This window comes from Azospirillum isscasi (assembly GCF_030849505.1).
Taxonomy (GTDB): Bacteria; Pseudomonadota; Alphaproteobacteria; order Azospirillales; family Azospirillaceae; genus Azospirillum; species Azospirillum isscasi.
On sequence record NZ_JAUJFI010000063.1, the window covers coordinates 15,664 to 27,552 of the forward strand.

The following is an 11,889-nucleotide window of genomic DNA, read 5'->3' on the forward strand; positions in this document are numbered from 1 at the left end:
GGAAAAGGGTTACCATCGGGCGCGGCATTTCCAAACCCATTTGCCGGGTCGACCAATTGGACGGAGGGAGTGGGTGATCAAGGGGGTGTTCGACGGGGCCGGCGAGGCTTTCGGCCGATGTTTCGGTTCCGGCCTGCGTCATGTCGAAGCCGAGGCGCTGGACGAGGCGGCGGGCTCCTTCCGAAAGGCGGCGGCGATCCGGCCGGAGCATCCGGTGGTCTGGTTCGTCCTGGGGCTGGTCCTGCGCGGCTTGGGGCGTCAGGACGGCGCGATGGTGGCGCTGCGGGCCGCCCTTCGCCTCCGGCCGGACGATGCCGACACGCTGTTCCAGTGGGCATCGCTGCTGATCGAGCGCCGTTTGGCCGGGGAGGCGCTGGCACCTCTTCTCCGGCTCGTGGCGTTGCGGCCCGGCTACCCGGATGCGGCGTTCAACCTCGGCAACGCGCTGATGGCCGTGGACGAGCTGGAACGGGCCGAAGCCGCCTACCGGCTGGCCGTGCTGTTGGAGCCGGGCTCGGCGGCGGTCAACAACAACCTGGGCGGGGCGATCCTGTCCCAATGCCGGCCGGAGGCGGCGGCCGTGAGCTACCGGCGAGCCGTCCGGCTTGAGCCGGGGTCCGCCGAACATCACAAGAATCTCGGCGTCAGCCTGCTGACCGCCGGGAACTTCACGGAAGGCGCGCCCGAATACGAATGGCGCACCCGCCAAGCCGTCTGGCAATGGAACCGGGACTGCCCCGGCACGCCGCTGTGGGACGGCGGCCCGCTGGACGGCAAGACCATCCTGGTCCATTTCGAGCAGGGGCTTGGCGACACCGTGCAGTTCATCCGTTACATGGCCGTGCTCAAGGCGATGGGAGCCCGCACGGTCTTCGAGTGCCAGCCCCAGCTCAAGCGCCTCCTCGCCACCGTTCCGGCCATCGATGCGCTGGTGGCGGGCGGCGAACCGGTTCCCGAGGCCGATTGCCGACTGCCCCTGATGAGCCTTCCTCATCGCTGCCGAACGACGGTGGGGACGATTCCCGGCGGTGTTCCGTACCTGCGGGCCGATCCGGATCGTGTGGAGTTCTGGGGCCGGCGAATCGCCGAAGCGGGGCGACGGGACGAGTTCCGGGTGGGCATCCAGTGGCGCGCCGCGGGGGCCGACCGCTCGATTCCGCTGGATCGCTTCGCACGCTTGTCGCAGCTTTCCGGGGTCCGGCTGTACAGCCTGCAAAAGGCGGACAGACCCGGCCAGTGGGAGCGGCCCGATGAGGGGCTGGGGATCGTCTCGCTGCCGGACAGGGACGGGAAAGGTGAGGATGAAGGGTTTGTCGACACCGCCGCGATCATCGAGGGCTTGGACCTGATCGTCGCCTGCGATTCCGTGGTCGGGCACATCGCGGGCGCCATGGGGCGTCCGGTGCTCCTGGCGTTGCCGTGGCTGGGGGACTGGCGCTGGATGCGCCTCCCCGACCACACGCCCTGGTACCCGGCGACCCGGCTGTTCCGCATGACGCGCCGGAACGATTGGGACGGGGTGATGGCCCGGGTCGCCGGCGAGGTCGCCCGACGCGCCGCGGGGGTGCCATGATGGCCGGCGTCGAAGCGGCGTCCCGGCTTTATCGCGCCGGGCGGATGACGGAGGTCATCGACGCCTGCCGGGCTGTGCTGGCGGTGGAGCCGGGGCGAACCGATGCGCTCAACCTGCTCGGCGCCGCGCTGTTCTCGGCCGGCCAGGACGGCGCGGCCAGGGAGGCCCTGTGCGAAGCCGTTCGCATCGATCCGGGCGACGCCGTCGCGCTGACCAACCTCGGCATCATCCTGCAACACCGCCGGGAGTGGCCGGCCGCCGCGCGCGCCCTTCGCACGCTGGCGGCGTTGCAGCCGGAGTCCGGGGCCATCTGCAGCCGGTTGGGCACGGTGCTGCAGGAAACGGGGAACCTGGACAACTCGGTCCGGCTCCTGGTGCGTGCCGTCCGCCTCGATCCCGGCCCGAGCGTGCAATGGTACAATCTCGGTCTGATCAGTGTGCTCACGGGGGACTTCGCGGCTGCGGCCCACACCCTGCGCCGGGCGGTCGGCAGCGCGCCCGAGGGTGTCCTGGCCTACGTCCAGCTTGGCGAAACGCTGCTGCGGCTCGGTCGGGTGAACGAGGCCGCCGGGGTTTTCCGCCGCGCCCTCCGGCTCGACCCGACCGTCTCCGAAGCGGCCAACGGCTTGGCGCGCTGTGCGCGGTACCGGGCCGCCGCTGCGGCGGCGCAGGTTCCAGGGACGGGATCGGGGACGGGAACGCAAAAGGGGCTGGCGGTCCGCGGCGCCTTGGAGAGCGCCACGGGCTACGGCTATTTCTGCCAGCGCTTCATCCGGACGCTGCGCAAGCGGGCCGTACCGCTCCAGGCGATCGGAATCACCGGTCCCGAATCCTGGCGGGAGGAGAATCTCGACCCGCCGGTTCCCGCCAGGGCCCTGGTGAACTTCCTCATCCCCCTGGCGGTTGAACGGGTGCCCGGCCTGGCCACGGTGACCTTCACGATGTTCGAAGGAACCTGCATACCACCGGCATGGCGGCGCCAGTGCGCGCACAGCGACCTCATCATCGTGCCCACGGAATCGTCCCGCATGGCCTGGGCGGCGCAGGGTTATCCGGAGGATCGTCTGCGGGTCTGCCCCCTGGGCGTCGATCCGGAGGATTCCGACGGCGCCGCCCCCGCGCCGACCATGGTCGATCCGCGCGGGCGGCTGGTTTCCAGCTATCGGCACCGCTTCGTCAACGTCTCGGATTTCATTCCCCGCAAGAACATCGACGGTCTGCTGCGGGTCTGGCTGCGCAGCACGACGCGAACCGACGACGCGGTGCTCATCCTGAAGCTGGGCAAGGGCAGCAACCCGGCGTTCGGCGCGGAACTCGGCGATCTGGTCCGGCGGACGGAGGCTGCCGTCGGGAAGCGGATGGCCGACGCGGCGCCGGTGGTGCTGATCAACCAGTTCCTGTCGGACGTCGACATGACGGGGCTGATACGGGCGGCGACCCATTACTGGAGCATGTCGCACGGCGAGGGCTGGGACCTTCCCCTCTCCAAGGCCGGCGCCATGGGGCTGAGCCTGATCGCGCCGCGCCATTCGGCCTATCTGGATTATCTCGACGACCGGGTGGCCCGGCTGATCCCGGTGGCCGTCCGCCCCGCGCGCCTGCCTTACAGCGAGCAGGCCTACCCACCGTTCCACGGGCTCGACTGGTGGGATCCGGACGAGGACGCGGCCGCGAACATCCTGACCGCCATCATCCGCGGCGGCGACACCGCTCACCGGTCAGCCCGCGACCATCTGGTGCAAGGCTTCACCTGGACCCGCGCGTCGGACCGGCTGCTCGCCATCCTCGACGACGCGGGACTGCGATGATGGGGCCCCCAGCCGAAATGGCGGCGGTGCAAAGCTTTGCCGCCGCCCTGGAGCATCATCGGGCGGGCCGGCTCGCCGCCGCCGAGGCCAGCTACCGGGCGATCCTGCGCGACGACCCCGGGCACGCTCACGCCAACAACAACCTGGCCATCCTGTTGCGCGCCGTCGGGCGGCGGGACGAGGCCGCCGCCTGTTACCGCCGGGCCGTCGCGGCGCTGCCGGACGACGCGCCGATCCGCAGCAATCTTTCCTGCGCGCTGGCCGACCTCGACCGGACGGCGGAGGCGCTGGCGGCGGTGCGCGTGGCGCTGTCCCTGTGCCCGGACTACGCCGATGCCTGGTTCAACGCCGGCAACCTCCTGAAGACCGCCCGGGAGTCCGGCCGGGCGATCACCGCCTACCGCCGCGCGGCGTGGCTGAAGCCCGGCATGGGCGGAACCCACAGCAACATGGGGGACGTGTACCGGGATCTCGGGGAGTCGAGCCGCGCCGTGGACTGCTACCAGGCGGCGATGCAGGCGCAGCCCGACCTGCCGCAACCCTTCGTCAACCTCGGCGAGGCGCTGAAGGAGCAGGGACGGATCACCGAGGCCATCGCGGTCTTCCAAAGCGGGATGGAGCGTCACCCCGATCTGGCCCTGCTGCATTCCAACCTGCTGCTCGCCCTTCACTACACGCCCTGGGTACCGCCCGAGATCATCGCCCGCGCCCACGCCTTCTGGAACGAGCGGCACGCCCGGCCGCTGATGCCACGGGGCCGGCGGTTCCCCAACGACCGCACCCCTGGCCGGCGGCTGCGGGTGGGCTACATCTCGCCCGATTTCCGCGCCCACGCCTGCGCCCATTTCATCGAGCCCCTGCTGCGCGAGCACGACCGCGGCGCGATCGAGGTCTTCTGCTACGCCACCTCGGACCATCACGACGCGGTCACCGAACGGATGAGGAGTCTCGCCGACGGGTGGCGGTCGTTGGCCGTCCTGGACGACGCGGCCGCCGCCGCGCTGGTCGAGCGCGACCGCATCGACATCCTGGTCGATCTGGCCGGCCACACGGCGCACAGCCGGCCGCTGCTGTTCGCCCGCAAGCCGGCCCCGGTCCAGGTCGCCTGGCTTGGCTATCCCGACACCACCGGCATGACGGCGATCGACCACCGCCTGACCGACGACATCGCCGACCCACCGGGGCTCACCGACGCCTGGCACGCCGAGCGGCTGATCCGCCTGCCCAAGGGGTTTCTCGCCTTCCAGCCGTTGCGCGTCGCCGTTGCGCGCGACGAACCGCCGGCACTGGCCAATGGCTTCGTGACCTTCGGGTCGTTCAACAACGTCGCGAAGGTGACCCCGGAGGTGGTGCGGGTCTGGTCGACCATCCTGACGCGCGTGCCATTCGCCCGCCTGATCCTCAAGAGCCGTGCCTTTAACGACCCGCCGACGCGGGCGCGCTATCTCCAGCAGTTCGCCGGCAACGGCGTGGACCCCGGCCGTATCGACCTCCTTCCCCCGATAGATCGGATCGATCACCATCTGCGGGCCTACGACCGTATCGACATCGGCCTCGACCCGTTCCCCTACAACGGCACCACCACCACCTGCGAGGCGCTGTGGATGGGGGTGCCGGTGATCACGCTCGCCGGCCGTCATCACGTCGCGCGGGTGGGTGCCAGCCTGCTGTCCCAATGCGGGCTGGCCGAGTTCATCGCGACGGACGAGGACGGCTATGTCGAAACGGCTGTCGCCCTGGCCGGCGACACGGGGCGCCTGACCGCGTTGCGCCGCGGCATGAGCGAACGGATGGAGCGCTCGGCGCTCAACGACCATCGCGGCTTCGCGGCGGCGGTCGAGGCGGCCTACCGCGCCATGTGGCGGTTCTGGCTCGGGCATGAGCGGGAAGCAGCAACGGCGGAGCGCTGAACGCCCGCCGCGATCACCCCCACCGCATCATTGGCCGGTTCGGCGGCGGACCTCCTCGCGCAGGGCTTCGGCCGCCCGGACGAACACCGGTTCCCAGTCCTGCTCGGGGCCTTGGCGGAACAGGCGCATCGTCGGGTACCACGGCGTGTGCTCTCCGGAAAGGCCATAGATCCAATAGGGAACGTGCTGCACGAGGTTCCAGACCGGCTTGCCGAGGGACCCGGCGAGATGCGCCACGGAACTGTCGGTCATGATGACGAGGTCGAGCTGTTCCAGCATCGCCGCCGTGTCGGCGAAATCGTCCAGGTCGGGGCCGAGCGGAGTCACCAGGCAGCCGGAAACCCCGCTGTCCACGAGTTCGGCTTCGGGCGGTCCTTTCTGAAGGCTGTAGAGCCGGACGCCCGGCACCTCGGCGAAGCGCAGGAATCGGGCGAGGCTGGCGGCGCGCCGACCGTTGTCGGCGAAGGTCACCCGTCCCGACCACACAATCCCGACACGCAGCGTGCCCGGCTCCCGCACGCCGAGCCGATGGGCGGCCTTGTCGCGGGAGGCGGCCGGAACGGTCGGGGTCACCGGTGGCGGGACCGAGGCCAGTGTGGTGCCGAACAGGCCCGGCAGGCTCATCTGCGACGCCTCGACGTCGAAGGCCGGCAGTGGGCTCCCCGGTTGCAGGACGTCGTCGACACCCAACCCCGACAGCACCCGGCGCAGTTCCGGATGGCATTCGTACAGCAACCGGCCGCCCCGCGCCTTGGCCAGCGGCACGTAGCGCGCCGCCAGGATTGCGTCGCCGAATCCCTGTTCGGCGAACAGGAAAAGGGCGCGTCCGTCCAGTGGTCCCCCGTTCCAGGCCCGCTCCGACGGTGGCCGGCCATGGTAGGAGGCAAGGCCGCGCCGGGCTTCGTAATCCACGAAGCCATGGACATAGTCGCCGATCTGAAGCCGGGCGAGAGCCCGCTCCCACTGCAGTTCGGGAGTGGCGGTCCCGCCCGCCGCCGCCCGCTCGATCATCGCGAGCGTTTCCTTGAAGCGCCCCGCCTTGCGCAAGGCCACGGCGTTGTTGAAGAGGAAGGCCGGAGTGTCCGGCTCGAGCCGAAGCGCCTCCCCATGCGCGGCCAGCGCCTCGTCGAATCGACCGGCCTCCACCAGGGCGTTGCCCAGATTGCTCCAGATGCTGGCGTTCGCGGGTGCGACCTCCAGGCCCCGCCGATGGCAGGCGATGGCGCCGTCCAGCTTTCCCGCGCGACGCAGAAGATGACCGAGCATGCTCCAGGCGCCATCGTCACGCGGATTGGCCGCGAGGACGGCCTCCAGCGTGGTCGTGGCCTGTGCATGATCCATCCTCGTCCCCCTGGCTCGCCGTGGCCGAACCGCAGGACCACGCTGCGATCATAGGCTCGCTTGATGGCGCGGCTGTCAACCGCTTGCCCCTGGAGGGCGGCGGCGTGGCCACGCCCCCACGCGCACGGATGCGATCTTCAGGATGTTTTTTGTTACTTTTTGTAATTATTGATTATTTCCATATGCCCATCGCCATGAAATAAATTTCTCTGCTTCGGGCACAAAACAACCGAGGCGCGACAACGCGAGGGGTCGAGAAATATCAGGTCGTGCCTGTTGCAACTTGGCCTCGTGAAGATGAGGTTATGCATCGCCAATATAGCATATCTATCTCTCATCGAAGCGCGGATGTTGCTCCAGTGATTAGGAGTTGAGGCATGTAAGCGTAGATAAATTATTAACTTCATTTTCCCACTATTGAGTCGTAGTGGCCCCTCCTGTAAGGGCCAACACGCTCCTGCCGCCGCGGCCGCGGAGCCTGAAAAAAAAGCCGATGCAAGAGGGATGAGATGGCTGCTGGTGGAACACTGACGCTCACGGGTGGCGCTGACTACGTGTTCTCCTCGACGGAGGTCTGGTCGGGAATCAGGGGCAACGGCAGCACCCAAGGCGCGCGGCTCAACACCCAGGGGCAGACCCTGAGCGTGTCCAATCTCGATCGCCTCATCGGCGGCACATCCAGCACCAAAAAGGATGTCGTCACGCTGGCCGGCACGGCCGGGAACACGATCACAGTCCAGGCCCTCGAGACTCTGATCGGCGGTTCCGGCAACGACGTGGTTCGGTTGACGTCCACCGGCGCCACCATGGTGGTGGAATCGCTTGAGACGATCCTCGGCGCATCCACCGGCACCTCCCTCATCACGCTCTCCGGTACCACCGGCAACACCATGTCGGTGGGGTATCTGAAGTCGATGATCGGCAGCGCCGGCGAAGACGTCATCAGGATCAACGCCGCGGGCTCCATCGGCAGCACCATGGCGGTGGCCCTGATGGAGACGATGATCGGGACCGGCGGTCTGGACCTCATCGCCACCATAGGCGGCACCGGCAGCAACACGATGTTCGTGGAAGGCATCGAGATTTTCCTCGGAAACGCCAGTGCTTCCGTTAACGATGTCGTCCATCTGGCCAACGGCGGCAACACGATCGGCATCGCCTTCCTTGAGACCCTCATAGGCGGCAGCGGCAACGATGTCGTGACGATGTCCTTCAAGTCCGGCACGGCCAATCTCCAGAGCACTGCCGGCACAGTTTCCGTGTCGTCGATCGAAACGATCGTTGGCGGAACCGGCGGCCGAAACACCGCGATTCTCCTCGACGTCGGCAACACCATCACGGTGGCAAGCCTCAACACCCTGATCGGTGGCGGCGGCAAGGATGTCGTCAACGTCACGCTCCGGGACGGGACGGCCATCGTCGGTGACGGGGCCATCCCCTGGAACACCAGCGGCAGCACGATGCTGGTGTCGCTGATCGAGACGATGATCGGCAGTTCCGGCGACGACATGGTCGTCGCGCTCAACAACGACGGCATGACCCTCGCGGTTTCGGCGATCGAGTCCGTGGTCGGCAAGACGGGCAACGATGTCGTCTACCTTGGCACCGGTGGAAACACGATCCAGGTGGTGGCGCTGGAAACGCTGATCGGCGGTTCCGGCATGGACGTGGTGACGGTGAGCACCACCCGGGGCGCCACCATGATGGTGTCGGCCGTCGAATCCGTGGTCGGCAAGGCGGGCACCGAGGTCGTCCATCTCGGCACCGGTGGCAACACGGTCCAGATCGAGGGGGTGGAAACCCTGATCGGCGGCACCGGCAACGATGTGGTGACCGTCATCGACACCAGCGGCACGATCTTCGTGTCCGGTGTCGAGACCGTCTACACGCCCTATGAGACACTGACGCTGAGCGGCGTGGACACCTACGTCTCCTTGCCGCCGAGTGCCGCCGACACGACGCCGCCGTCGATCACGGCGGTGTCGATCCCGGACGCGGTGATGAAGATCGGCGACGTGGTGACGGTGACGATCACCGTGGCGGCGGACAGCGACACCTACACGCTGGGCGCCGGCAGCACCGTCGGCGGCTTCGCGCTCGGCAACCTGACCAAGGTGAACGCGACCACTTACACCGCGACCTTCACGGTGACCGCCGGCGGCACCGACGTCGCGGCGGGCTCGGACGTGCCGGTCAGCATCGTGCTGACCGACAGCGCCAGCAACTCCAACACCCCCTACACCACGGCGATCAGCCAGAGCGCCGACCGCATCGACGCCAACCGGCCGACCATCGCCTCGGCGGCAGTGAACGGCACGACCCTGACGGTCACCTTCGCCGAAGCGGTGTCCGCGACCAGTGCCGCCGGCCTCACCGTCACGGTCGCCGGGCAGAGCCGTGCGGCGACCTACGCCAGCGGCTCGGGCGGCACCACGCTGACCTTCACGCTGGCCTCGGCGGTCACCCAGGGCGAGACGGTGACGCTCGACTACAACCCGAGCACCGGCAACCTGACCGACAACGCAAGCAACGCTCCGGCCTCCGTCACCGGCCAGGCCGTCATCAACAACACCCCGCCGGCTGCCGACACGACGCCGCCGTCGATCACCAACGTCACCATCCCCAACCAGATCGCCAAGGTCGGCGACGTGGTGACGGTGACGATCACCGTGGCGGCGGACAGCGACACCTACACGCTGGGCGCCGGCAGCACCGTCGGCGGCTTCGCGCTCGGCAACCTGACCAAGGTGAACGCGACCACTTACACCGCGACCTTCACGGTGACCGCCGGCGGCACCGACGTCGCGGCGGGCTCGGACGTGCCGGTCAGCATCGTGCTGACCGACAGCGCCAGCAACTCCAACACCCCCTACACCACGGCGATCAGCCAGAGCGCCGACCGCATCGACGCCAACCGGCCGACCATCGCCTCGGCGGCAGTGAACGGCACGACCCTGACGGTCACCTTCGCCGAAGCGGTGTCCGCGACCAGTGCCGCCGGCCTCACCGTCACGGTCGCCGGGCAGAGCCGTGCGGCGACCTACGCCAGCGGCTCGGGCGGCACCACGCTGACCTTCACGCTGGCCTCGGCGGTCACCCAGGGCGAGACGGTGACGCTCGACTACAACCCGAGCACCGGCAACCTGACCGACAACGCAAGCAACGCTCCGGCCTCCGTCACCGGCCAGGCCGTCATCAACAACACCCCGCCGGCTGCCGACACGACGCCGCCGTCGATCACCAACGTCACCATCCCCAACCAGATCGCCAAGGTCGGCGACACGGTAACGGTGACGATCACCGTGGCGGCGGACAGCGACACCTACACGCTGGGCAGCGGCAGCACCGTCAACGGCTTCGCGCTCGGCAACCTGACCAAGGTGAACGCGACCACTTACACCGCGACCTTCACGGTGACCGCGGACGGCCAGCTCACCGGCGACCGGGCGGCGAATCAGGACATACCGGTCAACCTTGTCCTGGTGGACAGCGCCAGCAACGCCAACACGGCCTACACCACCCCGATCAGCCAGAACAACGACCGCATCGACACCAACGCCCCGCCGACGCTGGCGGTGCCGACCACCCCGCCGACCCTGATCGACACGGTGGCCGACGACACCTTCCCGATGGTGACCGGCCAGTTGTCCGCGTCCGACCTGGAAGGCGGCACGCTGACCTACTCCATCGCCGGCTCGCAGGGCTCCCCCGTGCAGTATGGCAGCGTCACGCTGAGCAACAACGTCACCTACGACACGTGGTCCACCGGTCCGGGCGGCACCTCCTACATCAACAGCCAGACCGGCAAATACGCCTATGTGTTCGACGCGGCCTTCCTGAACGGCGTGCCGGCGGGGCCGATGCAGGGGACGAGCACCTTCACCGTCTCCGACGGCAACCGGACCGTCTCGCAGCAGATTACCCTCAACTTCACAGGCGTTAACGACAGCCCGATCCTGTCCAACGACGTCCGCAGCCTGACGGCCATCGACCAGGGCATCGCCGACGCCTCCAACACCGGGACGACCGTCACGGCGATGCTGGCCTCCGCCGGTACCGCCACCGACGCGGAGTATGACAGCCCGTTCCCGTTCGTCACCATCGTTCCGCTGGGCGTCGCCGTCACCGGGGTGACCAACACCAACGGCGTCTGGCAGTACAAGGTCGGCGGCGGCAGCTGGACCAACATCCCGGCAGGATCCTCCGACGGTTCCGCTCTGCTGCTTGCCGGATCGGACCTCATCCGCTTCGTGCCGAACGGTTCCGGCTTCACCAACACGGACACCGGCGGCCTCACCTTCAAGGCGTGGGACCGGACCAGCGGCACCGCGGGCAGCACCGCCGACACCATCACCGGCGATGCCTACAGCGTGGCCAGCGCGACCGCCAAGATCACCGTCGATGCCATCCCGACGCTGAGCGCCACCGGCGGCAACGAGACCTTCAGCGTCGGGGTTTCCACCTCCACCAGCCTGTTCAGCGGCGTGTCGGCCTCCACGGTCGAAGCGGGGCAGAGCTTCCGCGGCGCCGTCTTCACCGTCAGCGGCGTGGTGGACGCCACCGAGGTCCTGAACATCGGCGGGATCGACGTCGCGCTGACGAACGGCGCCACCGCCACCCTGACCGGGCTGGGAGCCTCGGGCGGCAACGCCACCGTGACAGTCTCGGTGGTGAGCGGCATCGCGACGGTGACCGTCACTGGTCTTGAGCGCACCGACGTGCAGATGGGCGCGTTGCTGGGCGGCCTTGCCTACAAGAACACCAGCGGTGCCGCAACCCTCGGCAACCGCACCGTCAGCATCGCCGGCCTGACGGACAGCGGCGGCTCCTCCGGCAGCGCCACTATCACCGGCGTCAGCACGGTGGTGAGCGTCGCGGACCTCACGCCGCCGGCTGCTCCGTTGGTGACCAGCGCGGCGCTGACCAACAGCGCCACCCCGACCCTCACCGGCACCGCGGAGGCCGGCAGCACCGTCACCGTCACGGTGGGCGGGGCCACCTACACCACCACCGCGACGGGCGGGAACTGGTCGGTCAACCTCGCCACGGCGACCCCGGCCAGCGGCACGCTGAGCCTCAACGCCAACGGCGCCAACCCCGTCTCGGCCACCGCCACCGACGCGGCGGGCAACGTCTCCGCACCGGGCACCCAGTCGCTGGTCATCGACACGACGCTGCCCAACGCCCCGGCGGTGACCAGCGCGGCGCTGACCAACAGCGCCACCCCGACCCTCACCGGCACCGCGGAGGCCGGCAG

General features: G+C 68.8%; 5 protein-coding genes. 4 read left to right on the forward strand and 1 reads right to left on the reverse strand.

All coding sequences use genetic code 11. The annotated features are described in order from the left end of the window. The first annotated feature begins 73 nt into the window (after positions 1-73). Genes QSG27_RS14330 through QSG27_RS14340 form a run of 3 tightly spaced genes read left to right on the forward strand, consistent with a single transcriptional unit; the run spans position 74 to position 5,291 of the window. A complete protein-coding gene (locus tag QSG27_RS14330) occupies positions 74-1,573 on the forward strand; it encodes a tetratricopeptide repeat-containing glycosyltransferase family protein (RefSeq protein WP_306707199.1) in 1,500 nt (499 codons plus the stop codon). Further along, entirely contained in the window at positions 1,570-3,381 is a 1,812-nt protein-coding gene (locus tag QSG27_RS14335; protein WP_306707201.1) for a tetratricopeptide repeat protein, read from the forward strand. Before QSG27_RS14330 ends, QSG27_RS14335 begins: the two co-directional genes overlap by 4 nt. Further along, complete coding sequence (locus QSG27_RS14340; RefSeq protein ID WP_306707203.1) at positions 3,381-5,291, forward strand: O-linked N-acetylglucosamine transferase, SPINDLY family protein; 1,911 nt, start codon at positions 3,381-3,383, stop codon at positions 5,289-5,291. Before QSG27_RS14335 ends, QSG27_RS14340 begins: the two co-directional genes overlap by 1 nt. A gap of 27 nt (positions 5,292-5,318) precedes the next feature. Here QSG27_RS14340 and QSG27_RS14345 read toward each other — a convergent pair whose 3' ends face one another. Next, positions 5,319-6,632, reverse strand: coding sequence for a tetratricopeptide repeat protein (locus QSG27_RS14345; protein WP_306707205.1), 1,314 nt, complete (start codon positions 6,630-6,632; stop codon positions 5,319-5,321). Positions 6,633-7,186: 554 nt separating this feature from the next. Between QSG27_RS14345 and QSG27_RS14350 the strand changes: the two genes are divergently transcribed. Continuing rightward, positions 7,187-11,889, forward strand: a 4,703-nt coding sequence (locus QSG27_RS14350) for a beta strand repeat-containing protein (protein WP_306707206.1), incomplete at its 3' end; no start/stop codon positions are given.

What these genes read in the sequence shown, in the direction of transcription:
- QSG27_RS14335 (WP_306707201.1), top strand. Translation starts at nt 1,570, where the DNA reads ATGATGGCCGGCGTCGAAGCGGCGTCCCGGCTTTATCGCGCCGGGCGG.
- QSG27_RS14340 (WP_306707203.1), top strand. Translation starts at nt 3,381, where the DNA reads ATGGGGCCCCCAGCCGAAATGGCGGCGGTGCAAAGCTTTGCCGCCGCC.
- QSG27_RS14345 (WP_306707205.1), bottom strand. Translation starts at nt 6,632, where the DNA reads ATGGATCATGCACAGGCCACGACCACGCTGGAGGCCGTCCTCGCGGCC.